The following is a 25,459-nucleotide window of genomic DNA, read 5'->3' as shown; positions in this document are numbered from 1 at the left end:
CCCGCCAACTCGACGCCCTCACCAACGCCTTCCACACCACCGCTCAAGCCCAGACCCAAGCCCCGCCACCGTCATGCTGACGACCGTCCACCTCACCGGAACCGACACCCCCCGAGCCCGCCTCGACACCACCGCCCACCGCCTGTTCCGCCCCGGCCCACCCGACCGCACGCCACCCCAAGTGCCCGGCATCAACACCCCCGCCACAGCCAAAACCGCCGTACCGAGCAAAGCCCCACCACAGACTCCCGCCCAGCGAACGCACCACCGAACTCCGCCTGCAAGCCGCCTACGAACAACCCGACAGGCCAGGCAAAAACGGAGCCAACCCCGGCCCTTCAACCCCAAGCCTGTGACGGCGGGCGTTGTCCGAACCGGGTAGAACGGGTCTCAACAAGACGCGAAAAGAGGCTCGTCGGATGCGGCCCCGCCGACAACCTGAACCAGCAGGGACCCGCCGGTCCAGGACGACGGGTCGACGAGACCGCGACGGCGCCATGAGCCAGCGCCACCGTTGCAGGTCCCAGCTGAAGGGGAGCAGGTCGGGTGTCCCGCCGATGATGTGCGAAGGATGCCATTCTGAGCCGGGCCAAAGCGGTCGACCCGGCTCAGAATGTACCCGGCTCAGAATGTAGAGGACGGGCGAAATTCGTGCCCGCCAGCAAAATATTCAGGGTCGAGAATCTCCGAGGCCACATCGCCGCTGAGTGTCGACGCCAGAAATTCCACACATCCCACGGGGAAGTGCTCCCACCAATCTCCGCGCGCCTCGTTCACCATAATGGTCCAGTCTTCCGGTGGGGCGGCCGGGTGGATCAGCCAGTAGAGAAACTCCCCGTTGTCCGTGGTTGCCCACGGCACGATATCTGCTCCGGGCAGAGAAAGTTCATCCGGCTTTCGTTCACCGCTGTTCCAGAGCATCTCGAAAGCCTCTGCCCGTTCGCTGCGATGAGTGATGAGATCGTAGTGCCGGTTTGCGCAGTGGGGTTCAAGAACCCAGAGGTAGTCATCAATCTGACCACCACCGTACCGATCGATGAAAGAAATATAGTCGACGGGGAGCCTTGTTCCCAGTTCGCCGAAGATCTCTTCCCAGTCCCTTCCCGGAGGTGAGAGCTCAGGCGGCTGGATCAATTGAGTCAGTCGTTGAATCGATTCGTTCATGGCCTCGGCTGATTAAGAACTGTCTGATTGATATTCAACCCACCTGAGCCTTCGGCCTCGATGGAGACACCAAGGGGCAGGGGGTCGCTGCTGCCGCTACGATACACAGGAGTCACGCGGTAATCCACGCGTTGTCCCGCCTCCACGGCCGCCCTCACTTCGTTCTCGATCCCCCGCATGATGGGCGTGTTCGCGTATTGGTGCATGGTGACGAAGTTGCGAATATCGGTATTGGAGCCGCCGAGTTGCGCACCGAGCAGGTGGGCCCGGTTATAGCCTTGTCCGCTGACCCAGCCAGCAGGGTCAACCCGCGGCCTGGTTCGGCCTCCGATGTTCCCCGTGGTGAGTGTGACCTCCACGCCCGTCGCGCGACCGAAGTCGTCCAGTTCCCCGTAGCGCGGCGTGTACGGCGAGAGCCCGAGGATGTCGATCCAGCGGTAAGGATTGTGCGGATACGTGTACGGGTTGGGTGCTGGAGTGAGTCCCAGTGGATCCGGGCTGGTGTAACGGGCCGTGCAAGGGTCGTAGTGGCGCTGGTAGTTGTAGTGCCAGCCGGTCTCCTCATCGGCGTACTGCCCGGGGAAACGCAGCGGTGTAAGAGGCGCTCCCCCAGGATCCGTGGTGGCAGCTCCCCAAAGGGTGGTGTGGGGTAGCCGCATCGCGTCCCCGGTATCGGTGACGAGGTGGGTTGGGCTGCCCACCAGGTCCGTGACGATAGCGAAGAAACGACGATCGAACTCTGCTTGGTCGCTGTATTCGAGGGGCCTCTCGGTCTGCGCGACAGGTTGGAAGCCCTTGTAGTCCCACGTATGTGTGACCGTGTCCGCTCCGGCGTCGCTGCTCGCCTTCTGTTCGATCAGGATGGCGTCGTGCCAGGTGAAGCTGACTTCCTCGGCAACGGTCTCGCCATCGGCGCCCAGGCGTTGCTTGGCCACACGCCGACCGAAGGGGTCATAAAGGTAGCGCCAAACAGTACCGTCAGGAGCGGTGACATCGGTGAGGCGGTCCTCGGAGTCCCAGGTGTATCGCCAGGTGTCTGGCTTCCGGGAAAGGTTTTTCTTCTGCCTGAGGATAACTCGGCCCGCGGCATCGTATTCGTACCTGATCCGGCCGGAACGTAGCAGAAGGCCACCTCGGTGAACGCGTTCTCCTATCGCTTCCCGCTGCGATTCGGTGGCGGTCCAGGAGGCGGCGGTCTGATCGCCACGCGCATCATAGGTGTAACTCTCACTGCCGACCGGGGAGTCGACCCCGGTGACGCGGCCCACTATGTCGAGGGTGTAGCGGGTATTCCCCCCCGGATCGGAGCATGCGGTGAGGTAGCCATCGGGGCGGTACGAGTAATTTCGCTGGTGTAGCACCCGGCCGGAGTTCGCAGCTTCGCTGGCGGGCTGATGTGCGAGAACCTGATTGGCCAGGTTTCCGACCGGATCCCAGGACTGGGTGAGGACGAGCGAAGCGCCAATACGGCGGCGAGTCTCCCGTCCTGTCGGGTCGTGGTCGAAGCCGAGGGTGTGATCGCCGCTGGTCAGGGAAAGCGGCCGTCCGACCGGGTCGTAGGTCCAGGTGCTGGTGTGAGCGGTCGGTGTGATGCGGGAGGCGAGTTGCCCCAGCGCGTCGTGCGACAGGGTCAGTGTGCGGCCATTCACCGTCTCCGTGATCAAACGGCCGAGAGGGTCATAGGTGCGGGTCAGGTCCACGTCGGGTGACGCGGCGCGCACGACGCGCCCGGCTGCGTCGTGCGCATAACTGAGCGTTCCGCCTTCTGCGGTGGTCTTGCGGATGACGTGGCCCAAGGCGTCGTAAGTGAGTCGCACCGATTGGCCCGCCGCGTTCGTTCGGGCGGTGACCTGTCCGATCGCGTCGACCGTGTAGGTGGTGACACGCCCGTCGAAGTCTTGCTCAGCCGTCAGATGACCGGCCGCATCGTATTCATAGTTCCAAGTGCGGCCCGTCGGATCGGTGACGCTGGTGAGGCGCAGTTCCGTGTCCCGGCTGAAGAGGTACCGGGCGCCGTCCGGTCCGGTCTGCGAAACGGGTAGATCGAATGGACCGTAGGAGTAACTGGTGATGCCACCGTTGGCGTCGGTGTGAGCCAGGAGGTTCCCCTCCGCGTCCCACTCCCACGCCTCTTCGGCCCCCGTGGGGCCAGTGCGGCGCGAGACTTTACCCTCAACCGTCCAGCCGAGGCGGGTTTCCGCACCGAGCGGGTCGACGATGCGGACGGTGCGGCCCAGGGCGTCGCGCTCGTAGCGTATGGCCTCGCCGAGGGGGTCGGTGGCCATGGTGACCAAGCCGGCGCCATCGACGCGGAGGTGGGTCGTATTGCCGAGGGCGTCGGTGACTGTTCGGAGCCCACCATTGGCATGGTGGGTGTAGCGCGTGCGGTTGCCCGCCGGGTCGACCAGAACGGCACGATGGCCGGCAGCGTCGTAGGACTGCTGCCACACGGTGCCGTCGGCGTCACGAAGCTCGGTGACCAGGCCCAGTTCGTTGTGGGCGATATTGATCTCGGCGCCGTCCGGGCGGGTGATGGCCTCGACGCGCCCAGCCTCGTCGTACCCGTAACGTGTGGTGCGCCCCAGCGGGTCGGTGATCGTCAGCGCACGGTCGTAGCGGTCCCATTCCTTGGTTGTGGTGTTGCCCAGTGGGTCGGTCTCGGCGACGAGTTGGAAGCTGTCGTTGAATTGGTAAACGGTGGTGTCGCCGAGGGAGTTGACCACGGTCGTGCGGTGGCTCTCCGGATCGTACGCGTAGCGCCACTCCAACGCTCGGTCCGTGCCGGTGGCGAAGACACAGCGGCCCTCGGGGTCGTACTCGTATCGGTACCAGTAGCCATTGCGGTCCTGCCAGCCCGTCATGCGGCGCTGGGCATCGTAGGTGAAGAGCGAGGGCTGATCGGAGGAGTTGCTGACCTCGCTGAGGTTGCCGGACTCGTCGTAACCGTAGCGAAACAGCGTCGGCTGGTCGGGGCTGCTCAGCAGCACCAGTGCGGTGACCCGGTCGCCGACGGTGGTGACGCCGACCCGGTAGCCACCTGAGTGCGTCACTTCGCACGGTGCGCCGGTCTTGTCGTAGTGCAGTTCGACGCGGTTGGTGTTGCGGTCGGTGATGCTGGTCAGGGGGAGTTCAGTGCCAGCGCGGCCGGCAACCGGGGCGAAGTGGAGAGTGCGGCCGGTCTCGGGCTGGTGGACGGTCATCGGAGAGCCGGGGTTTCCATCCCACGTCAGCCCCCAGCGCGGCCCTTCAACCGGCAGGACGGGGGTGTCGAGATCGGGGAAGGGGACGGGATACTCCAGGACCATGCCATCGTGCGTGATCAACCGCACACCGGCAGGATCGAGGACGAGACGCTGATCCAGGGTGGACGCCCAGGAGGTGCCAAACCAACGACCGTAACGGTAGGTCGATATGTGGTGGCGTTCGACCGTCAGGGGCAGGATGCCGGGGAGCTCCACGTCCACAGCCGGCATGGCAACCTCACCGGTCGCGAGGTCCACCGGGTCGCGGGACAGAACCCGACGGCCGAACTCCACCGCGTTCTGCCGCATTCGTCGCCCGGCGCCGACCGCGCCACGCGCCAAGCCACGCATCCCGGTGGCCGCGAGCGAGCGTATGCCTCGGGCGAGTCCGCCGAGGGTTGTCAGGCCCTTCATGCCCGGGATGCAGTCGAGCGCTGCGAAGGCCACATCCAGCAGGCTCGCTTGTCCTCTGGCGTATTTGACGAGGGTGTCCGCCAGGACGATGAGGGCTGCGGCGAGGACGACCCAGGCGAGGGGGCCGCCGATGATCATCACGACCACGCCCAGGACGGCGACGACGAGCCTGCAGACGTCGACGATGGTGTCCCAGTTGTCGCGGACCCAGTCGATCGCGCGTTCCCACCAGCGGCGGTTGTGGATACCCGCGTCGGAGGCGGCGTCGATGTCGCGGGCGCACTCGCGGGCGGCTTCCTCCCGCATCTCCTGAGCCTGCCGGGCCAGTTCCCGCGCGGCCGACAACGCCTCCTCCGCCGCGGAGACCCTGCCCTGGGCGGCGGTGGCGGCCGCCTGAGCGGCCTGGTGATCCCGCACCGCGTTACGGACATCCGCTTCGGAAGGCGGCTCCGGGGTGGTCTCCCGCCCGGCCTGGTCCTGCAGCCGCTCGGCCTCCTCCCCCGCGCGGGATACCCAGTCCTGGCCGTCGGCCAGCTCCCCCTGCGCGGCCCGCAGATCCGCCTGCGCGGCGATCGCCCGCTCCAGCGCGCGGTCGGCCAGCGCCTGAGCGTTCTCCAGCTTCGGCCAGTAGCGTGCGAGGGCGTCGGCGGCCATGTCGTAAGAGGTCCGCAGCTTGGTCAGGTTCTCCGGCACGCCGTCGAACTCGGTACGGAACGCATCCGCCGTCAGTCCGGCCCACTCCAGCACCGCCCGGTCCGAGGCCATCCCCCGGATCTTCCCCAGCGCCTCACCGACATCGTCGGCGAACTCCTGCAGCTCCTCCGCCAGCTCCCGGACCTCATCCGGCCGGCCCGGTGTGGGGTCGGAGTCCATATCGACCGGACTCCAGTCGGAAGCACGCATCACCCTCGCCCCCAGTGTGATCACCCGACCACCCACAGGAATCTAGTCGTGTTTTCCCCAGGGTCGCAAGGCTGTTCAGGCGGAGAGGCGTTTGCTCATGTCACGTTCGCGGACCGGGCCGCGTAGCGCTCCGGCAGTTCGTCGTGGCTTGCATGGAGGCAGGGGAGAGCCAGCGCCGAGGCTCGTTGCCAGGCGGCGGGGGAAGTCCTCCAGTTCGGCGTGCCAGCGGCTGACGTAGCAGGCACAGTCCACAGCAAGGCCCTCGGCGTGATCTCCGGGCCGTCTCCGGGCGTGCGCAGTCACCCGACGCCGACCGACAACGATTAAAGCCCGCAGCATCTGAACTAAGTCAGAGCCTTGGGCTTCATCAGTCTCGCCGGTGAGCGAGACCGGTGATCAGTAGGCCGGCTGCTGCTCAGCATCCGATCGGCCGACAGCTGAGGAGTCCGTGCCCCAGTCGTGCCCGATCGAGCGGGGAACCACGGGGAACACTGGGCAGCCACCGTAGCCGGGCACGAGCTCGGCCCCCGGCCGAACATCCAGGTCGGGGGCCGTTCTCACTGCTCCGTGGCGGAGGCGGTGGGATTTGAACCCACGGTGAGGGGTTACCTCACGACGGTTTTCAAGACCGTTCCCTTCGGCCGCTCGGGCACGCCTCCGGGTGCGGGGCCGGGGCCGCGCACCCGGATAGCCTAGCGGGTGGGTTACTGGTCGCCGACGCGCTCGCCGAGGGTGATCTCCGTCGTGTGTTCCTGGCCGTCGCGAACGTAGGTGATCTCCACCGTGTCGCCCGGCTCGTAGGTCCAGATCTGGCTGATCAGGGTCGGGCCGCTGTCGATCAGGCGGTCGCCGAAGCGGGTGATCGTGTCGCCCGGGCGCAGGCCGGCTTCGTCGGCCGGGCCGCCGGGGGTGACCTCGTCGGTGCCGTCGGGGGCGGATTCGACGATGCGCGCTCCCTCCGCCGTGCTGGTGCCGCCGGATTCGACCGAGGCGCCGATGATCGGGTAGACCGGGTCGCCGGTCTCGATCAGGTCCTGGGCGACGCGCTGTGCCTGGTTGATCGGGATGGCGAAGCCGAGGCCGATGCTGCCGGCCTCGCCCATGCCGTTGGAGGTGGACTGGATCGCCGAGTTCACCCCGATGACCGCGCCGTCCGCGTTCAGCAGGGGGCCGCCCGAGTTTCCGGGGTTGATCGAGGCGTCGGTCTGGAGCGCGTTCATGTAGGAGGAGCTGCCGCCCTGGCCGTCGCTGGAGGCGACCGGGCGGTCCTTCGCGCTGATGATGCCCGTGGTGACCGTGCCGGAGAGGCCGAACGGGGCGCCGATCGCGATCGAGGCGTCACCGACGGCGGTCTGGTCCGAGTTCCCCAGGGGGAGGGGCTCCAGGTCCCGGTCGCCGAGGTCCAGAAGCCTGATCACCGCCACGTCATACCCCTCGGCACGGCCCACGACCTCCGCCTCGTAGCTCTCGCCGTCGGAGAACGTGGCGCGGAGCGTGCCACCGTCCGCGGCGGCGGCCACCACGTGGTTGTTCGTCATGATGTGGCCCTCTTCGTCATAGACGAAGCCGGTGCCGGTGCCCGCCTCGCCGCCGCTACCGGCTTCGATGGTCACCACACTGGGGAGGGCGGCTTCCGCTATTCCGGCGACCGACTCGGGCGGGCGGGCCGCCGTGTCGGGGTCGGTGTCGCGGTTGACCGTGAGGGAGGCGCTGTCGTCGTCGCTGTCGGCCACCACATAGCCAACGCCGCCGCCGACGCCACCCGCGATGAGCGTCGCCGCGACGACACCCACCAGCAGTCCGGTGCGGCGCTTCCTCGGTGGCGGTGGGGGCGGGGGCGGGAAGGCGCCCCACGGGGCCGGCGGCGGCTCGGGGGCGGGGCCCGGACCGGGGCCAAGGGCCGGACCGGGGCCAAGGGCCGGACCGGGGCCAAGGGCCGGGGCCGGGGCCGGGGCCGGGGCCGGGCCAAAGGTCGGCGGTGCCGCCGGGCCGGCCGGCGGCGTGGGCGGAAGGGGAGGTGCGGCCGGCGGCGGGGCGGCGGCCGGCTCCTCGGGCTTGCCGACGCCTTCGTTCTCGGTGCTCACAACTCTCTCCTCAGGTGCACGACAGGGTATGCGGGCAGTCTTTCCCATGATCTGTCAGACGCACATAAACCCGCGTGGCACCATGACGCGGTGAATGCCGACCGCAAGCCCATACGGGTCATCGCGCACCGCGGCGCCTCCGAGGACGCCCCGGAACACAGCCTGGCCGCGTACCGCAAGGCGATCGAGGACGGCGCGGACGGCCTGGAGTGCGATGTGCGGCTCACCGCCGACGGGCATCTGGTCTGCGTGCACGACCGCCGCGTCAATCGCACGTCCAACGGCCGCGGCGCCGTCTCCGCCCTGGAGCTGGCGCAGCTCGCCGAGTTGGACTTCGGCTCGTGGAAGGCGCCCGCAGACCGGGCCGAGACCCCGGACTCGGCCGATCCGGAGCGCACCACCGTGCTGACGCTGGAACGGCTGCTGCGACTGGTCGCCGACGCCGGCCGCCCGGTGGACCTGGCGATCGAGACCAAGCACCCCACCCGCTGGGCGGGCCAGGTGGAGGAACGGCTGCTGCGGCTGCTCGAACGCCACCCGCTGCCGGGCCAGGTGCGGGTCATGAGCTTCTCGGCACGCTCGCTGCGCCGCGTCCGCCTCGCCGCGCCGGACGTGCCGACGGTGTTCCTCATGCAGTTCCTGCTGCCGCGTCACCGCTCGGGACGGCTGCCCCCGGGCAACGGCATCGCCGGCCCCGGCATCCGCATCCTGCGCCGCGACCCGGAGTACGTGGCCCGCGCGCACCGCGCGGGCCACGAGGTACACGTGTGGACCGTGGACGACCCGGCGGACGTGAAGCTGTGCGCGGAACTCGGTGTGGACGCGGTGATCACCAATCGTCCGCGTACGGTCCGTGAACAACTCTCGCGGCACGACTGACCCCTGAATCACGGAAAATTCTCACACCGCGTGCCCCGGCGCATTCGCTTCGTATCCGATCATTACGACTGCGTCAACGGATCCCGCACGTCCGGTTTCCGCCGTGTGCGCGCAGGGCACCAATCCCATGGCGTGGGGCAAAGGAGGTCTCGGGGGTGGCGTTGGTGGTCACACAACAGGTACCGACGTCGTCGTCCATGTCGGTGCCCCACGGCCCGTCAGGCGTGGGGATGGCGAGGCGGCGATTGCGCGCGGAATTGCGCGAAAGCGGTACGCGAGAATCGCTTGTTGATGACGCGATATTGATTCTTTCCGAGTTGCTCAGTAATTCCTGCCGTCACGCGCGGCCATTGGACGAAGGTCAGGAGATCCGCGCCGCCTGGAGTCAGGGCGGCGATGGATCGGTCACGATCGCGGTGACGGACGGTGGCGGCCCGACGCGGCCCCTGCCGTCGTCGCCCTCGGTGACCGCCCGGGGCGGACGCGGGCTGACGATCATCACCACGCTGTCCCGGGCGTGGGGAGTGCGGGAGACGGAGGCCACCGGAGCGGTGACCGTATGGGCGGTGCTCGGCGGGCAGGGCGGTTAGGCTCGCCGCACATCCGTACCGCCTTACGCACGCAGGAGATCCGCCCAGTATGGCCAAAAAGCGCCGCCTTCGTCCTCCGACCAGCGCCGCGGCCACGCCGCGCACCGCCGACGGCGAGATCCCGGTCGTCGGCGCCAGGGAGCCGTGTCCGTGTGGTTCGGACCGCCGCTACAAGGCGTGTCACGGCAGGGCCGCCGCCCAGGCGGCCACCGAGCTGGTCCGCCGCCCGTTCGAGGGCCTGCCCGCCGAGTGCGACTGGGTGGCGCTGCGTGAGCTGGTACCGGCCGCGACCGTGCGGCTGGCGCCGCGCGACGGCCTGCCGGAGGACGTTCCCTCGCTGACGCTGGGCACCGTGCTGCCCATGGCGTGGCCCGCGCTGCGCCGCGACGACGGGGCCGTGCTGCTCGCACTGCAGAACGACACGGCCACCGGCGACCTCAGCCGCGACCTCGCCGACGTGCTCACGCGCGCGCTGACGGCGCCGCCCGGCAGCCCGGTCGCCGCCGAGCGCACCGCGCCGGACGGGCCGCGTCTGCAGGACCTGCTCGACCCGGACGCGCCGTTCGAGCCGGAGATCCACGAGGGCTTCGAGTTCTGGTTGGACGACGCGCGGCAGGCCACGCCCGAGGTGACCGCCTCGCTGGAACGGGCCAACGCCGCCGTCACCCCCACCGCCCGGCTCGACGGGGTGACCGCCGCCTACTGGTGCCGGACCCCGGAGAAGAACCACCTGCGCTGGGTGATGCCGCACCCCGAGGAGGCCCTGCTGGACGCGCTCGCCCGGCTGCACGCGGCGGGCACCGCCGGCCTGGGCGAGGGGACCCGGCTGGTGGGCTCCTTCCGGGCACACGGGCTGACCGTTCCGGTGTGGGACCTGCCGACCGCCATGGGCGCCGAGGAATGCGAGAAGCCGGCCACCGCCTTCGGCGAGCGGCTGGCCGAGGCCCTGGCGGCCACCGCGCCGTTGACCGTGGACGAGCGCCGCGCGCGCAGTGGCCTCACCAACCGGCAGATCACGCTGAACTGACGCGGCGCCACCGGGGCGGAGGCAGTGATTCCGGTCACAACTCCCCCCGTCTGACGCCATATCAGGCCGTTGGGTCGGCACGCGGGATTTGCGAATCCCCGATGAGTTGTTACCTTCTGAGGTGGGCCCGGTCGCTGGTGCATCCCCCGTCGCCAGCGATCGGGTCCGTCCATGTCCGCGCCCGGGTCGGCCCGCGTCCGCGCGGACCGGACACGACCCCGCGCGGCCCGCCACGGCTCAGTAGGACAGTCGGCTGCCCTGGTCAGGGGCGCTGAGGCCCGCCTCCACCAGGACGTCCAGCAGCTCGGCGGCCCGTGGCAGCGCCACCGCCCGCCGCCCGCCGCGCCGCTCCGTCTGCGGCTCGCGCGCCCAGTCCACCGTCCCGGCCCCCGTCCGCGAGGGCGGCAGCGGCACATAGCCGCCCACCCCGTGGAAGCGCAGGGAGCTGGGCACCTCGTTCCGCACGCTCAGCAGCTCGCCCAGCTCGGGCAGCTCGTACGGCTCGACCAGCAGCAGCCACCGGGTCGGCGCCGCCACCACCGGGCCGGCGCGGACGCCCGCGCGGTCCAGCTCGGCCAGCGCCGTCGGGCCGACCGCGGCGGGCAGGCTCAGCGCGCACGGCGCCCGGCCCCCCGTGGCCATGACGATCGGCGCCCGTGGGCGCTCCGTCCACCACCAGCTCACCATGCGCACGTCCGTCGTGGCGGCCAGCAGGCCCGGATCCAGGGGGTGGGCCCCCGGCACCGCGCAGTCCGTCCGCGGACAGCCGCAGCGGCCGTCCGCGCGCATCTCGGCACCCGGCAGAACGGGCCACCGCCACCGCCGGGCAACGGTCAACGCGGCGCCGCGCACCGCCCAGGCCCGATCGTCGCTCTTGCCGTCACCCTTACCGTTCTTGCGTCGTCGCTCTCCGAGGATCTCGCGCATCGGCGCTTGTTCCCTTCCTTCGCGGGTCAGTCACACCACGTGGAACTCAGATCACCGTACGTAGCGGGTCGCGCTGGCGAGGAGCGGCGGGCGCGCAGGGCCTGGCCGCTTTCGGGCCGGTCGTCCAAACTCAACGATCCGTTCCGATATGTACCCAGCCCACCCGGCTCGATCCGCCGCCGGGAATGTCCAGTCGATCGTGCGCCCGGCGGCTCGTCGCCTCTTTTCCGCCAAAGTCGCCCAGGTCCGGCCTGTCGGACCTGGAACGCACGGATCACCTGGGCATCATCCATCACGGCAGGACAATACTGGACATCCGCCTGCGCACCCATACCCGTGGATGATCCCATCGCGACGCACGTCACTAGGGGGTTCGCCTCACACATGAGTACCTTGCCCCCGCCAAAAGTGGCTGGAATCCACCATCCTCTCGCCACGGTGCCGCAGACTTCCCCGCCCGCCGACGACGACCGGACGGACGGACGCGAGCGGCGGCCCGGCGGCCGGCCGAGCGCCCGGCTGCCGGGCGGCACGCAGGACCAGCTCGCCTCCTGGATGTCCGACCTCACCACCCTGCACGCCCTCAGCGAGCGGCTGGGCCGCACCCGCTCCCTCACCGACGCGCTGGACGAGACGCTCCGCGCGGGGGCCGGCCTGGTCGGCGCTCGCCGGGGCCTCGTCTCCCTGCGCCCCACCGACGGCCTCGGCCCGGAGCGGCTCGCGGGCCTGGGCCTCGGCCGCGCCGACCTCGGCCACCTGGAGACCGTGCCCAGCGGCCTGGACGTGCCGCGCGACGCGCGCGGCGAGCCGGCCGAGGTGGTGCACCGCGACATCGCCCGCGAGGACGCGGTCGATCCCCGCCACCGCGAGGTCGCGGCGCGGCTCGGCTTCGCCGCCAGCTACGCCGTTCCGCTCACCGCCGAGGCCCCGGGCCGGCTGGGGACGGCGGTGTGGCTGTACGACGAGCCGGGCCAGCCCGACCCGAGACAACGCCACCTCCTCGCCCTCTATCTGCGGCAGGCCACCCAGCACATCGCCAACCGGCTGGAGCTCACCCGCGCCACGGCGGCCGTGCGCGCCGTGCATGAGGGGCTGCTGCCCGGCCGGCTGCCGTTCATCCCCGGTGTCGCGCTGGCCGTCCGGCACCGGACCGGGCCGCGCGGCGGCGGCGACTTCTACGACGCGCTCGCGCTGCCCGACAGCGCCCTGGCGCTGGCCGTCGGCGGCACCTCGGACGCCGGGCCGACCGCGCTTGCCGCGATGGGGCGGCTGCGCGCGGGGCTGCGGGCGTACGCGGTGATGGAGGGCGAGGACCCGGTCGCGGTCCTCTCCGACCTGGAGCTGCTGCTGCGGCTGACCGAGCCGGGCCGCTCGGCCACCGCCGTGTTCGGCTACGCGGAACCGGCCGCCCGCCGGATCGTGCTGGCCTCGGCCGGGCATCCGCCGCCGCTGGTGATCGGCGTCGGCCGGGTGGACTTCGCCGAGACGACACTGTCCGCGCCGCTGAACATGCTGGCCTGCTGGGAGGCGCCCAGCGTCCAGGCGCGGGTCGAGCAGGGAGAAACGGTCCTGCTCTACAGCGACGGACTGCTGCACCGCACCGGCGAGCCGCTGGACCTGGCGCTCGCCCGCCTCCGGGACGCCGCGCTCAGCGCGACGCCCGCCGAACGGGCCGATCCCGAGGCGCTCGTCGACCACATCCTGCACACCGTGTTGCCCGACATCGACGCGCCGGATGGCCCGGACAGCGCCGAGGACGTCGTGCTGCTGGCCGCCCGCTTCCTGTGAGATGCCGCGGGGGCCGTGCGTTGCCGTGCCGTGGGGTGCCGTGCCGTGCGGCGCCGTGCCGCGGGGTGCCGTGAGCGTCGGTGACAGCCGGTAAGGCGCTGTTCCCGGGCGTGGCCTCGCACCTACGATGGAAGCGCCGGTTCCCGACCGGTCAGCCGGTGAGCATGCGAGGAGGCGCGACGTGGCCGAAGAGCAGCGGACGGAAGTGCGGGAGGCGCGGGACGCCGAGGCCGAGGGGACGCAGGAGACCGCGGAGGGGCCAGCCGGGCGCGAGGAGCGCAAGAACGGCGTCACCCCCCTGGTGTCGGACGAGCTCGCCGAGAACATGAAGCAGGGCTGGGCGGACACCGAGCGGCGCGACCTGGAGCCCGTCCCGCAGGCCGGGCACACCGCGCGCCGCCGCGCCGAGCTCTCCGCCCGCTTCCCCGGCGAGCGCCTGGTCGTCCCGGCCGGCCGGCTCAAGACCCGCTCCAACGACACGGACTACCCGTTCCGCGCCGGCGTCGAGTACGCGTACCTGACCGGGGACCAGAGCGAGAACGGCGTGCTGATCCTGGAGCCCACGGGCCAGAGCGGCCACGAGGCCACGCTCTATCTGCTGCCCCGCTCCGATCGCGAGTCCGGCGAGTTCTGGCTGAGCGGCCAGGGCGAGCTGTGGGTCGGCCGGCGGAACAGCCCGAGCGAGGCCGCGCGGCTCTACGGTCTGCCGGTCGAGGACGTCCGCACCGTTCCGGACCTGCTCAAGGAGGCCACCGGCCCGGTCCGGGTCGTCCGCTCGCACGACGCCACCGTCGAGGCCGCGCTGACCGACAAGGTCACCGCCGAGCGGGACGCGGAGCTGCGCGTCTTCCTCTCCGAGATGCGGCTGATCAAGGACGACTTCGAGATCGCCGAGCTGACCCGCGCCTGTGAGTCGACGGCGCGCGGCTTCGAGGACGTGGTGCGCGTGCTGGACAAGGCGCGGGCCACCTCGGAGCGGTACATCGAGGGCACGTTCTTCCTGCGCGCCCGCGTCGAGGGCAACGACGTCGGCTACGGCTCGATCTGCGCCGCCGGCCCGCACGCCACCACCCTGCACTGGGTGCGCAACGACGGCCCGGTGCGGCCCGGCGACCTGCTGCTGCTGGACGCGGGCGTGGAGACCACCGAGCTGTACACGGCCGACGTCACGCGCACCCTGCCGGTCACCGGCCGGTTCAGCCCGTTGCAGCGGCGGATCTACGACGCGGTGTACGAGGCGCAGGAGGCGGGGATCGCGGCGGTCAAGCCGGGCGCGAAGTACCGCGACTTCCACGAGGCGGCGCAACGGGTGCTGACCGAGCGACTGGTCGAGTGGGGCCTGCTGGAGGGCCCGGTGGAGCGCGTGCTGGAGCTGGGGCTCCAGCGGCGCTGGACGCTGCACGGCACGGGCCACATGCTCGGCATGGACGTGCACGACTGCGCGGCGGCGCGCCGCGAGACGTATGTCGAGGGGACGCTGGAGCCGGGCATGTGCCTGACGGTGGAGCCCGGTCTGTACTTCCAGCCCGACGACCTGACCGTGCCCGCGGAGTACCGGGGGATCGGGGTCAGGATCGAGGACGACATCCTGGTGACCGAGGACGGCAACCGCAATCTGTCGGCCGCGCTGCCGCGCCGAGCCGACGACGTGGAGGCATGGATGGCGGGGCTGGGCGTGCGCGGCTGACCGTGCGCGGGGGGTGACGTTCACCGGCGGGTGAGTGACGTCCATCCGGGCTGACGGCCAGGTGTTACGGGAGCGATTTCGGGTACAGCCTGGGAACACGGACGTGCTCAGACACGTTGAATGTCTCAGCTTCTTCCGGAAGGAGACCCCGTGTCCGCCCAGTCGACGGACCCTGACGGGCATAGTCCCGGACCACCTCGCCAGCACTCTGCGTGCCGCGGCACACGGCGAGGTGGTGTCAGTTGAGTGCCGCACTCGGCCTGCTCGCCGTGCTGATCCTCACGGCCGGCACAGGCTATTTCGTCGCCCAGGAGTTCGCGTTCGTCGCCGCCGACCGGCTGGCCCTCGGACGGGACGCGGCGGCCGGTGACCGACGGGCCGCCCGCGCCATGAAGGTGCAGGAGCGGCTGTCGTTCATGCTGTCGGGCGCGCAGCTCGGCATCACCGTGACGGGTCTGATCGTCGGTTTCCTGGCGGAGCCGGCGCTCGCGGCGCTGATCGATCCCGCGCTGGGCGGGCTGGGCGTGCCGGACGGCGCCGTCCCGGGTGTCGCGCTGGTCCTGGCGTTCGCGCTGGCCACCGCCATCCAGATGGTCCTGGGCGAGCTCGGCCCCAAGAACCTGGCGCTCGCCGTGCCCGAGCGGCTGGCCAAGTCGCTGGCCTCCTCCACGCTGCTGTATCTGAAGGCCGCCGGGCCGCTGGTCCGGATCTTCGACGTGTCCGCGAACCGGCTGCTGCGCCGGGTCGGCATCGAGCCGGTGGAGGAGCTGCACCACGGCGCGACGTTGGAGGAGCTGGGACATCTCATCGACGAGTCGCACGAGCACGGCCGCCTGCCGCATGCGACGGCGACGCTGCTGGACCACGCGCTCGGCTTCTCGGAGCGGACCCTGGCCGAGGTCATGGTGCCCCGGGTCGACGTGATCTCGGTGCGGGCCTCCGCGCCGGCCGACGAGGTCGTCGCGCTCATCGGGGCGCACGGGCACTCGCACTACCTGGTGGTCGGGGACCGGATCGACGACATCGTCGGGGTCGTCGGCGTGCGGGAGCTGATGCGGATGAGCCCGGAGCGCATCGGCCGCCACCGGGCGGGGCCGCTGGCGCGGCGGGCGCTGCTGCTGCCCGACACGCTGCCGCTGCCGGGCGCGGTGGAGCAGATGCAGGCGGCGGCCGAGGAGTTCGCCGTGGTCCTCGACGAGTACGGCGGGCTGGCCGGGATCGTCACCCTGGAGGACATCGCGGAAGAGTTGGTCGGGGAGATCGCCGACGAGAGCGATCTCGTGGAGACGATGGCGGAGCGGGACGGCGAGGGGTGGCTGGTGGACGCCAGCCGCCGGGTGGACGAGGTGGCGGAGGCGACGGGCGTTCGACTGCCGGAGAGCGACGCCTTCGAGACCGTGGCCGGTCTGGTGATCGACCACTGCGGGCGGTTCCCGGCGGCCGGGGACCGGATCGTGGTGGAGCTGGCGGACGGCTCGTTCGCGCGACTGGAGGTGCTGTCGCTGGACCGGCGGGTGCCCGCGCGCGTCCGGCTGGAGCCGGCGCCGCAGGCCGGGACGGAGCAGGAGGCCGCGACGGCGCCGCAGGCCGGGACGGAGCGGGAGCCGGAGACCGCGCGGCGGGCCGCGCCCCGGACCGGGGGTACGGCGGAGCCGGTGGTGGTCACCGGGCCGGTGCGGGTTCGTCAGCGTGAGGGGCAGCCCTCATGAGCCCGCAGACGGCTGTCCTGGTGACGGGCCTGCTGCTGGTCGGCAGTGGTTTCTTCGTCGCCGCCGAGTTCGCGCTGGTCGCCGCCAAGCACCACCGGATGGAGCAGGCGCGGGCCGAGGGCCAGCGCGGGGCACGCGCCGCGCTGGCCGGGATGCACGAGCTGTCGCTGATGCTCGCCGGCTCCCAACTGGGCATCACCGTCTGCACGCTGGGCCTGGGCAGCATCTCCGAGCCGGCGATAGCGCACCAGGTGGACCCACTGCTGCACGCGGCGGGACTGCCCGGCGGGCTGTCGTACGGCATCGCGTTCGTCATCGCCATGACCGTGGTGGTCTTCCTGCACATGGTGGTCGGGGAGATGGCGCCGAAGTCCTGGGCGATCTCGCACCCCGAGCGGTCGGCGATGCTGCTCGCGCCGCCGTTCCGCGCCGTGGTGCGGACGGTCCGGCCGCTGATCTGGGCGCTGAACAAGGTCAGCAACGGGCTGGTGCGGCTGTGCCGGATCACCCCGCGCGAGGAGCTGACCTCCGTGCACGACCGGGAGCAGCTCACGCACCTGGTCGCGGAGTCGCAGCGGCTGGGGCTGATCAGCGAGACGGACTCGGGACTGATCACGCGCTCGCTGACCGAGCCGCAGTCGCCGGTGGGTGCCTTCCAGGTGCCGGCGGACCGCATCGCGGAGGTGTCCGCCGAGGCGGCCGCGGACGCGATCCTGGCCGCCGCGGCGGCCAGCGACCACACGCGGCTGCTGGTGCGGGACGGTGCGCGGGTGGTGGGCTCGGTGCACGCCAGGGACGCCATCGTGGCGCGGACGGCGGGGCGCCGGGTGACCGCCCGCGAGTTGGCCCGTCCGGTGCCGGAACTGACGGCGGACGACACGGTCGCGTTCGCGGTGGAGCAGCTCCGGCAGCGCCGGGCGTCGCTCGCCGTGGTGCGGGACGTCGACGGGCGGGTGACCGGGCTGATCAGCCTGGACGACCTGCTGGGGCGGCTGATGGGACCGCAGCCCGCCTAGGCGTCGGGAGCGCCGGAAGCGCCGGGGACGAGGAGGGAGATCAGGCCCTGGAGGTCCTCGCCGCCCTTGCCCTGGGCCACGGCGCGGTCGATCAGGTCCCGCATCGGCTCGATCAGGTCGGTGCGCAGGCCCTGGGCACGGCTGCCCTCGATGATGTTGACGAAGCCGACGGCCTGCATGGCGAGGTTGGAGTCCCGGGCGCCGAAGTCGCCCGCGTCCATCTGGCGGGCGAACTCGGGGAGGGCCGTCATCATCGTGCGCAGCCAGGGCACCAGCAGGGCGGTGGTGAACTCCGCCGCCTTTCCCCCCTCGGTGCCGACCATCGCGACGGCGTGCAGGAAGCCGCCGAGCATGCCGTACATACCGCTGAGCAGCGCGAGGTCGTGGAGCGCGGCCACACCGGGGTCGGTGCCGAGGAACGTGGCGGCGCCGAAACGCTCCAGCGTCACGCGGTGGGCCTCGAAGGCGGTCGACGCGCCGCTGTAGAGCAGCGTCGAGCCGGGGTGGCCGATCATCGGCGGGATGGCCATGATGCCGCCGTCGACGTAGTGGGCGCCGTGGCCGGCGGCCCAGGCGGCGGTGGCGCGCGCCTGCTCGGGGGTGCCGTTGGTGAGGTTGACCAGGGCGCGGTCCGCGAGGGTGGCGGCGACCGGTTCGAGGGTGGCGCGCACGGCGGCGTCGTCGAGCACACAGACGATCACCAGCGGGGATGCGGTGACGGCCTCCTCGACCGTGTCGGCGGCGCGGGCGCCCTGGGCGGTCAGCGGCTCGGCCCTGGCTGCTGTGCGGTTCCACACGGTCACCTCGTGTCCGCCCGCCAGGAGTGCTTGCGCCAGCGCGGTGCCCATCGCGCCGAGGCCGAGCACGGTCACCGGACCGGTGCCGGTGCCTGTCTCCTTGTCCGTACCCGGGGTCCTGCTGTCAGTCATGGGTGTCCTGTCCTGTGTCCGTGTGGCGCCCGCGAGGCGAGACAGCGCGGGCGGTGACTGGCTCCAGGCTCATCCACGGCTGTACGGTCAGCAAGTACCTACTATTTTGTCAGGTACCTACCTACAGGTCAGTACGGGCGGACGGCATGACGAAGCGTTCCTACAGCTGTGGTCTCGACGCGGCCATCGACGTGGTCGGCGGGAAGTGGAAGCCGCTGATCCTCTGGGCGCTTCACGAGGGGACGCTCCGGTTCGGAGAGCTGCGGCGGGTGATCGACGGGGTCAGCGAGAAGGTGCTGATCCAGCAGCTCAGGGAGCTGGAGGCGGACGAGATCGTGCACCGCGAGGTGTACCGGGAGGTGCCGCCGCGCGTGGAGTACTCGCTGACGCCGTTCGGCGTCTCACTCAACGACGCGCTGGAGCCCCTGAGCACCTGGGGGCACGAGCACATGGAGCACATCGGGACGATGCGCGACCGGCGGCCGACCTGACCGGCGGCGCCGGTCGGGCCGACGGCCGGCCCGGGGGTCACTCGACGGTGACCGACTCGATGACCACATCCTCGACCGGGCGGTCCGCCGCGTCGGTCTCGGTCACCGCGATGGCGTCCACGACGGCCCTGCTCTCCTCATCCGCGACCTCGCCGAAGATGGTGTGCATCTGGTTGAGGTGCGGGGTCGGGGCCACGGTGATGAAGAACTGCGAACCGTTCGTGTCCGGACCCGAGTTCGCCATGGCGAGCAGATAGGGCTCGTCGAATGCCAGCGTCGGGTGGAACTCGTCTTGGAACTGATACCCGGGCCCGCCCCCGCCGGTGCCCTCCGGGTCGCCGCCCTGGATCATGAATCCGTCGATGACCCGATGGAAGACCGTGTCGTCGTACAGCGGCTCACCGTCGTCCTGCCCGGACCACTGGATGGACCCGTCGGCGAGACCCGCGAAGTTCGTCACGGTGAGCGGGGCCTGCTCCGGGAAGAGCGTCACCGCGATATCGCCCTCGCTGGTGTGGATCGTGGCGGCGGTGACGTCCGGCACCTCAACAGCGGGCGGCTCGTCCTGCGCGCCGTCGGCATCCTCGGCCCCAGTGCTCTCCGGGGCCTCGGGCGCGGCGTCGTCGGCGCCGCTGTCACCGTCGCTGTCGTCCGAACCGCAGGCGGTCAGCGTCAGCACCCCGACGCACAGGAGCGCCGTGGCCAGACGCCGAGGGGAGCGGATCATGTCGCAAGCCTTCCGAATACTCGTACGTGGAGTGCGCAGCCACATCATGCACCACGAAGGCGCGGCTACGCCTCTCCCGTTCGCCGACGGAACCGGCCGGATCAGTCCACAAGCGTCCGCCACCGGGCGGCGGAACCGATCTCCGTCAGCTCCTCCAGGCTCAACGGCGCGACTTCCTCGTCGGCCGCGGCGCCGAGGGCGACGCTCTGCGTGATGTCCAGTGAGGCACCGTCCGGGTAGTACACGTCGATCATCCAGGAGCCGAGGGAGATGTCGACGCACTGGAAGACCCGGGTGCCGTCCTCCAGCGTGGTGGCGAGCTCGCAGCCGTCGTCATGCTCGCCATCGCCCTCCCCGAACACGTCGATCTCCTCGCCGGTGAACGAGCCCTGCCCATAGACGTTGATCTCAAGGTAGGCGGTGTGCGTGCCGTCGCCGACCTCCAGCGAGGCCGAGCCCGGGTCGTCGTCCTCGCCGTCGGTGATCTCCAGCCCCTCCGGGGCCAGCTCCCGGAACATCGTCCGCAGATCGGACGCGGGGACGCCCGCGAGGCCCAGGTCGTCGACTACCCAGTCCTCGAACGCCTCGGGTGCTCCATACTCGACGTCCACCCCGTTCAGCACGGACTGCCAGACCGGGTCCCGCGCGATCTCGGCGAGCCGGTGGAAGTCCACCGGCGGGGCGTCCACGGCCGCGGACCCGCCCTCGACGTCATAGGGGGACACCGACAGCCGCACGGAACGGAAGCCCCGGGCTTCCGCGTCCGGGCCGCTGGGAGCGTCATAGGCGATATCCCAGGCGGCCCCGGGCATCTCCATGTACTCGCTGCCCGTCAGCGCGCCGTCCAGGACGAAGTCCGAGGTCCGCGAGGTGAGCAGGGAGCCGTCGGCCAGCTCCGTCTCCTCGCAGGCCACGTCGGTCTCCCTGCCGGGGTCCCCGCACCCGGCGTCCGCCCGCCACTCGGCCGACTCGAAGCGGCTCATCTGGAGGTCGACGCTGAAGCTGCCCGACTCGTCCGCGACCACGACCGAGACATAGGGGTCGGCGGTGGTCGAGGGACCGGCGGCGCCCATCACCTCGCTGACGACCAGGGAGTCCGGCAGCATGCCTGCCAGGGTGGCGATCATGTCCTGCCCGGTCTCCGGTGGGGCGGCGGTCACCTCGCCGTCCTCGCCGAGACCCGGCAGATAGACGGCGGCCACGGCGACGGCCGTCGCCGACAGGGCGCCGCCGAGCACCCCGGTCCGGCGCCGCCACAGACGCGCCCGGCCACGCCGCATCCCGCCCTCCACCAGAAACTGGGGGTCGCGGTGAAAGCCATTCCCCGTCTGGCGCAGCATCGCGCCGAACTCCCGCTCAAGATCCGTCCGGTCGTCGTTCGTCATCGCTGGGTCCTCCCTCCTACGGCTTCCCTCGGCCCTTGCTCAAGCGGTCAGCTCGGCGAACCCGGACTCGCCGAGCCGCGCCCGGAGCTTGCCCAGCGCCCGGCTGCTGCGGCTGCGGACGGCACTGGAGCTGGTGCGCAGCATCTCGGCGGTCTGCTCCACGCTCAGGTCCTCCCAGAACCGCAGCACCAGCACGGCGCGGTCCAGACGCGGCAGCTCCGCCAGCGCCTGGAGCAGCGTGATCCGCAGCGGCGAGTCCCCCTGCTCGACCGGCTGCTCAGGGAGGCGCACCACGGGGTTTTCACCGCTGCTGCGGCGCCTGCGGTGCGCCAGATAGACCCGGACCAGGACGGTCTGGGCATAGGCGGCAGGATTGTCGATGCACCGCTTCCGGCTCCATGCGGTGTACATCCGGCCGAGTGTCTCCTGCACGAGATCCTCCGCCAGGTGGGTGTCCCCGCTGGTGAGCAGGCACGCCGACCGGTACAGCGCGGAGCCGCGGCGCGTGGCGAAGTCGTGGAACTCCTCCAGATCGCGCTTCTTCATCCGCTCCCCCTTGCGATCGGCCTGCCTGCCCCTGCACTCCTACTGATGCGCGAGCCGGGCATGTATGTTGCACCAGCGGGTCACCCTTTTCCCGCCGGGTCCGGTCAGGTCCGGTCGGGGACCGACGGTCACCCGGCGGTCACCCGAGGAGGGCCTGCCACTCGTCGGCGGTGGCGATGTCGGTCAGCTCCTCCAGGCTGAGCGGTGCCGTGTTGTCACCGGTGTCGTCGGTCTGGGTGATGTCCAGCGAGGAACCGTCCGGGTAATACACCTCGGCCCACCACAGGGCCACCGGGTCGTCCTCGCCGGTCGCCTCCCAGGTGCAGGAGACGATCTCGGTGCCGTCCTCCAGGACCTCGGTCTCGCAGTCCGGGCCCTCGCCCGGCTCGGCCCCGGCCTCACCCTCGCCGATCTCGAAGCCCCCCTCGTGGACCTCGACCTCGGCATCGATGTCGACCTCCAGCTCGACGGTGCTCTGGAGGGGCTCGACGGACACCTCGTCCACGATCTCGCCGCCCTCGCCCCATGCCTCGATCTCACCCTCGGCGAGCGCGCCCTCCGCGTCCCATGCGGTGATGTCGATCTGGGCCGGGCCGTTCCCGTCGTCGATCGTCAGCGTCGCCCAGCCCGGCTCGTCGTCCTCGCCGTCGGTGATCTCCAGCCCCTCCGGCGCCAGCTCGCGGAAGGTCGCGCGCAGCTCGTCGGCCGGGATGTCGCTGCTCGGCTCCTCCGACCAGTCCTCCGGCGGGCCGTACTGCTCGTCCGCCGCGTCCAGCACCTCCTGCCAGACGGGCGCCTGGACTATCTCGGCGAGCTCGTCGATGTCGACCGGCGGCTCATACGAGTCGGGGTCACCGGACTCCGTGAAGTCCTTGTAGAGGGAGAGCGAGACCGAACGACCGCCCGGCTCGTCCAGCCCGGAGCCGCCCGGACCCTCCAGATAGACGTCCCAGCTCCGGGCGGACCACGGCTCGATCCCCTCCTCGGGGATGCCCTCCTCGTCGTACTCCCAGGTGACCAGCGAGAGCACGGAGCCGTCGGGCAGCTCGGTCTCCTCGCAGGTGACGCCGTCCTCCGCGGGCGCCGGCTCCCAGACCGCGCAGCCCGAGTCGGCCCGCCAGTCGTCCGTCGCCCACCGATACATCCCGAGGTCGATCGACGCCCCGCCGGCCCCGTCCTCGACCTGCAGGGACGCATACGGATGGGGGAAGGAATCCAGCCCCTCGCCCTCCGAGCCCGTGATCCCCACATCCTCCGGCAGCAGCGCGGTCAGCGCCTCGATCAGCTCGTCGCCGGTGCGCGGCACGTCCCCCGTCTCCGCCCCGAAGCTCGGCTGGATGGAGCCGGCCGTGGTCACCGCGGCGATCGTCGCGATCGCGGCGGACAGCCCCACGCGCCGGCTCCAGCGCCGCTTCCGTCCCGTTACCCCGTTTGTCATTCCCGTTCCCCTCCATCGGTCACGGGCCGCCGCCGACGATCCGCGACGTGCCCCGTTACTCCTATCGATGCGATGGGACCGGGAAGATGTCGCAGACCTCTTTCGATCTCTTCTTCCGACGTTCTTCTCCGACGTTCTCCTCCGAATCGAGGTCGGGGCCACGGGGGTTGATAGCCTGGCCGGACACCCACCACCCGCGCCCCAGGGGTTCTCTTGACGGATTCTCTCGCCCTCGGTCCCAGTTGGCTGGACCCGGAGCAGCTCATCGAGACCTTCGGCCTGATCGGCATTCTGGTGATCGTCTTCGCCGAATCCGGCCTGCTGATCGGCTTCTTCCTGCCGGGCGACTCGCTGCTGTTCACCGCGGGGCTGCTGGTCTCCACCGATGAGTACCTGCACTACCCGCTGTGGCTGATGTGCGTGCTGATCGCGGTGGCGGCGGTGATCGGGGACCAGGTGGGCTACCTCTTCGGCCGCAAGGTCGGCCCGTCCCTGTTCAACCGGCCGGACTCACGTCTCTTCAAGCAGGAGAACGTCGAGAAGGCCCACGAGTTCTTCGAGAAGCACGGTCCCAAGTCGCTGGTGCTGGCCCGCTTCGTGCCGATCGTGCGCACGTTCACGCCGATCATCGCGGGCGTGTGCCGGATGGACTACCGCACGTTCGTCATCTTCAACGTCATCGGCGGCGTGCTGTGGGGCTGCGGGGTGACGCTGCTCGGTGCCGCGCTGGGCAAGGTCGACTTCGTGCGCGAGCACATCGAGCTGATGCTGATCGCGATCGTGCTGGTGTCGCTGGTGCCGATCGCCATCGAGTACCTGCGGGCCCGGCGCGCCGGGCGGAGCGCGGCGGACACGGCCGCTGGCGTGGGGAACACCGAGCCGCCCCAGGCCGCCAAGGGCCAGGGGCGGGATGTCGGCCGCTGAGGCCGCCGCGCGTCAGCCCTGCTGGGCCGGCCGCGGCTCCTCGACGGGCCGGGAGCTGGCCACGTCGCCAGGAGCGGCCTGGATGGTCTTGGCCACCGGCGGCGACTGCGGCTCGTCACCCTTGGGCGGGGCCGCCGCGCCCTCGGACTTCATGGCCGCCGTCTCACTCTTGAGGATGCGCGCGGACTTGCCCAGCGAGCGGGCGATGTCGGGCAGTCGCTTCGCCCCGAAGACGAGCAGCACGACGATGGCGAGGAGAAGGAGCTCTCTCGCACCGATCTGACCCATGACTTCCACCTCCAGGGGAACGTAACCGAACGTCCCATATCAGACGCCACGGTAGCGCGCCTCACGTAAAGATGACACAAATCCCCGGCCAATACACCGGTGCCCGGCCGATGCAAAATCGGATAAAACTACGCAATCCGGATCCGAGCGTGTCCTGAGCGGGCTCAGAACACCACCAGCGACCGGCCGCCCTTGCCCGCCGACATCCGGTCGAACGCCTCCGGCACGCCGTCCAGGCCGATCCGGTCCGTGACCAGGGCGTCGAGATCGAGGCGTCCGGCGTGCACCAGGTCGGCGAGGACGGGGACGTCGCGCGCCGGGTCGCTGTTGCCGTAGACGCAACCGGACAGTGTGCGGGCGAAGTGGAAGATCTCCATCGCGGACAGCGTCAGCTTGTCGTCCTTGCCGCCCACGCCGACGACCGTGGTGTGGCCGCCGCGGCGGGTCGCGGACCAGGCGGTGCGGATGACGTCGGCACGGCCGACGCACTCGATGGCGTGGTCGGCGCCGTAGCCGCCGGTGAGCTTGCGCACCGCCTTCGCCGTCCCGTCGTCGGCCGGCACGAACGCGCTGGCGCCGTGGCGCAGCGCCAGCTCCTCCTTCTCCGGCGTGACGTCCACCGCGATGATCGGGTCCGCGCCGGCGATGCGGGCGGACTGGAGCACGGAGAGGCCGACGCCGCCGAGACCGAAGACCACGACCGACTCGCCCGCGCGCACCCGTGCCGCGTTGTGGACCGCGCCGTAGCCGGTGAGCACCGCGCAGCCCAGCAGGGCGGCGGCGGTCAGCGGCACGCCGGGCGGCAACGGCAGCACCGCGCGCTCGGTCACCACGGTCTCCTCGGCGAACGCGCCCGTACCGAGGCCCGGATAGACCGGCGTGCCGTCGGCCAGCGTGGCGTACGGAGCCGCCGCGCCGTCGAAGGCGTGCTCGCACAGCCAGGGCTCGCCCAGCTCGCACAGGTGGCAGCCGCCGCACGAGGGCGCCCAGTTCAGCAGGACGGCGTCGCCCGGCCGGACCGACTCGACGCCCTCCCCGACGGCGACCACGGTGCCCGCGCCCTCGTGTCCGAGCACGACCGGGGCGGCGGCGCGCAGCACCCCGTTGGCCAGGGACAGATCGGAGTGGCAGACCCCGGCGGCGGCGAGCTTCACGCGGACCTGGCCGGGGCCGGGCTCGGGCAGCGCGATGTCGACGAGTTCCAGCGGGGCGCCCACGGCGGGCAGCAGAACGGCCTGGACCATCGGGTGTTCCTCGATTCTGGGCGACGGGGAGTCGGAGCGGCAGGCGGACAGACAGGC

Annotated in this window: 20 protein-coding genes and 1 tRNA gene; 9 read left to right on the top strand and 12 right to left on the bottom strand. The window is 70.9% G+C overall.

The features are described 5' to 3' along the window. Positions 1-624: 624 nt before the first annotated feature. From OIE51_RS14870 to OIE51_RS14855, 4 genes are all read right to left on the bottom strand, one after another. On the bottom strand, positions 625-1,164 hold the full coding sequence (locus tag OIE51_RS14870) for an SMI1/KNR4 family protein (RefSeq protein ID WP_326598156.1): 540 nt from the start codon (positions 1,162-1,164) through the stop codon (positions 625-627). Next, positions 1,161-5,723, bottom strand: coding sequence for a DNA/RNA non-specific endonuclease (locus tag OIE51_RS14865; protein WP_326598155.1), 4,563 nt, complete (start codon positions 5,721-5,723; stop codon positions 1,161-1,163). The genes OIE51_RS14870 and OIE51_RS14865 overlap by 4 nt, the downstream gene beginning before the upstream one ends. 568 nt (positions 5,724-6,291) lie before the next feature. Beyond that, positions 6,292-6,382, bottom strand: a tRNA-Ser gene (locus tag OIE51_RS14860). Positions 6,383-6,427: 45 nt separating this feature from the next. After that, positions 6,428-7,807 carry a S1C family serine protease gene (locus OIE51_RS14855; protein ID WP_326598154.1) on the bottom strand — a complete coding sequence of 460 codons (1,380 nt, stop codon included), beginning with the start codon at positions 7,805-7,807 and terminating at the stop codon, positions 6,428-6,430. 90 nt (positions 7,808-7,897) lie between these two features. Here OIE51_RS14855 and OIE51_RS14850 point away from each other — a divergent pair, with 90 nt between their 5' ends. The 3 genes from OIE51_RS14850 to OIE51_RS14840 all read left to right on the top strand — a co-directional run bounded on the left by OIE51_RS14850 (position 7,898) and on the right by OIE51_RS14840 (position 10,303). Beyond that, complete coding sequence (locus tag OIE51_RS14850) at positions 7,898-8,686, top strand: glycerophosphodiester phosphodiesterase (protein ID WP_326598153.1); 789 nt, start codon at positions 7,898-7,900, stop codon at positions 8,684-8,686. Positions 8,687-8,841: 155 nt separating this feature from the next. Further along, the gene (locus tag OIE51_RS14845; RefSeq protein WP_442811928.1) at positions 8,842-9,276 is read left to right on the top strand and encodes an ATP-binding protein; all 435 of its coding nucleotides are present in this window, start codon (positions 8,842-8,844) and stop codon (positions 9,274-9,276) included. A 49-nt stretch (positions 9,277-9,325) separates the two neighbouring features. Then, a complete protein-coding gene (locus OIE51_RS14840) occupies positions 9,326-10,303 on the top strand; it encodes a DUF5926 family protein (protein ID WP_326598151.1) in 978 nt (325 codons plus the stop codon). A gap of 237 nt (positions 10,304-10,540) precedes the next feature. Here the strand turns inward: OIE51_RS14840 and OIE51_RS14835 are convergent, their stop codons facing one another. Beyond that, positions 10,541-11,230 (bottom strand): bifunctional DNA primase/polymerase, encoded by a 690-nt coding sequence (locus OIE51_RS14835; RefSeq protein ID WP_326598150.1) that lies wholly within the window; start codon positions 11,228-11,230, stop codon positions 10,541-10,543. Positions 11,231-11,614: 384 nt separating this feature from the next. Here OIE51_RS14835 and OIE51_RS14830 point away from each other — a divergent pair, with 384 nt between their 5' ends. From OIE51_RS14830 to OIE51_RS14815, 4 genes are all read left to right on the top strand, one after another. Beyond that, a complete protein-coding gene (locus tag OIE51_RS14830) occupies positions 11,615-13,018 on the top strand; it encodes a PP2C family protein-serine/threonine phosphatase (protein WP_326598149.1) in 1,404 nt (467 codons plus the stop codon). Positions 13,019-13,199: 181 nt separating this feature from the next. Further along, complete coding sequence (locus tag OIE51_RS14825) at positions 13,200-14,705, top strand: aminopeptidase P family protein (protein WP_326598147.1); 1,506 nt, start codon at positions 13,200-13,202, stop codon at positions 14,703-14,705. Positions 14,706-14,947: 242 nt separating this feature from the next. Further along, positions 14,948-16,414 carry a hemolysin family protein gene (locus OIE51_RS14820; protein ID WP_326598145.1) on the top strand — a complete coding sequence of 489 codons (1,467 nt, stop codon included), beginning with the start codon at positions 14,948-14,950 and terminating at the stop codon, positions 16,412-16,414. After that, positions 16,411-17,430 (top strand): hemolysin family protein, encoded by a 1,020-nt coding sequence (locus tag OIE51_RS14815; protein WP_326598144.1) that lies wholly within the window; start codon positions 16,411-16,413, stop codon positions 17,428-17,430. The genes OIE51_RS14820 and OIE51_RS14815 overlap by 4 nt, the downstream gene beginning before the upstream one ends. On the opposite strand, the gene OIE51_RS14810 is transcribed toward OIE51_RS14815, so the two are convergent. Then, positions 17,427-18,359, bottom strand: coding sequence for an NAD(P)-dependent oxidoreductase (locus OIE51_RS14810; protein WP_326598143.1), 933 nt, complete (start codon positions 18,357-18,359; stop codon positions 17,427-17,429). The genes OIE51_RS14815 and OIE51_RS14810 overlap by 4 nt on opposite strands. Before the next feature lie 146 nt (positions 18,360-18,505). Between OIE51_RS14810 and OIE51_RS14805 the strand changes: the two genes are divergently transcribed. Next, positions 18,506-18,850 carry a winged helix-turn-helix transcriptional regulator gene (locus OIE51_RS14805; protein ID WP_326598142.1) on the top strand — a complete coding sequence of 115 codons (345 nt, stop codon included), beginning with the start codon at positions 18,506-18,508 and terminating at the stop codon, positions 18,848-18,850. Between the two features lie 37 nt (positions 18,851-18,887). Here the strand turns inward: OIE51_RS14805 and OIE51_RS14800 are convergent, their stop codons facing one another. The 4 genes from OIE51_RS14800 to OIE51_RS14785 form a co-directional block, all read right to left on the bottom strand. Further along, entirely contained in the window at positions 18,888-19,394 is a 507-nt protein-coding gene (locus OIE51_RS14800) for a peptidylprolyl isomerase (RefSeq protein WP_326600640.1), read from the bottom strand. Positions 19,395-19,678: 284 nt separating this feature from the next. Then, positions 19,679-20,962, bottom strand: coding sequence for a hypothetical protein (locus OIE51_RS14795; RefSeq protein ID WP_326598141.1), 1,284 nt, complete (start codon positions 20,960-20,962; stop codon positions 19,679-19,681). A gap of 39 nt (positions 20,963-21,001) precedes the next feature. After that, positions 21,002-21,508: a SigE family RNA polymerase sigma factor gene (locus OIE51_RS14790; protein ID WP_326598140.1), complete on the bottom strand. Its 507-nt coding sequence runs from the start codon at positions 21,506-21,508 to the stop codon at positions 21,002-21,004. Positions 21,509-21,647: 139 nt separating this feature from the next. Further along, positions 21,648-22,901 (bottom strand): hypothetical protein, encoded by a 1,254-nt coding sequence (locus tag OIE51_RS14785; protein WP_326598139.1) that lies wholly within the window; start codon positions 22,899-22,901, stop codon positions 21,648-21,650. A 258-nt stretch (positions 22,902-23,159) separates the two neighbouring features. Here OIE51_RS14785 and OIE51_RS14780 point away from each other — a divergent pair, with 258 nt between their 5' ends. Next, complete coding sequence (locus OIE51_RS14780) at positions 23,160-23,870, top strand: DedA family protein (protein ID WP_326598138.1); 711 nt, start codon at positions 23,160-23,162, stop codon at positions 23,868-23,870. Positions 23,871-23,882: 12 nt separating this feature from the next. On the opposite strand, the gene tatA is transcribed toward OIE51_RS14780, so the two are convergent. Continuing rightward, positions 23,883-24,158 (bottom strand): Sec-independent protein translocase subunit TatA, encoded by a 276-nt coding sequence (tatA, locus tag OIE51_RS14775; protein ID WP_326598137.1) that lies wholly within the window; start codon positions 24,156-24,158, stop codon positions 23,883-23,885. Between the two features lie 164 nt (positions 24,159-24,322). Continuing rightward, positions 24,323-25,402 carry a Zn-dependent alcohol dehydrogenase gene (locus tag OIE51_RS14770; RefSeq protein WP_326598136.1) on the bottom strand — a complete coding sequence of 360 codons (1,080 nt, stop codon included), beginning with the start codon at positions 25,400-25,402 and terminating at the stop codon, positions 24,323-24,325. Positions 25,403-25,459: the final 57 nt, after the last annotated feature.

Origin of the sequence: Streptomyces sp. NBC_01803 (assembly GCF_035917415.1) — a bacterium.
Classification (GTDB): domain Bacteria; phylum Actinomycetota; class Actinomycetes; order Streptomycetales; family Streptomycetaceae; genus Streptomyces.
This window is presented reverse-complemented; position numbering and strand designations above follow the sequence as displayed.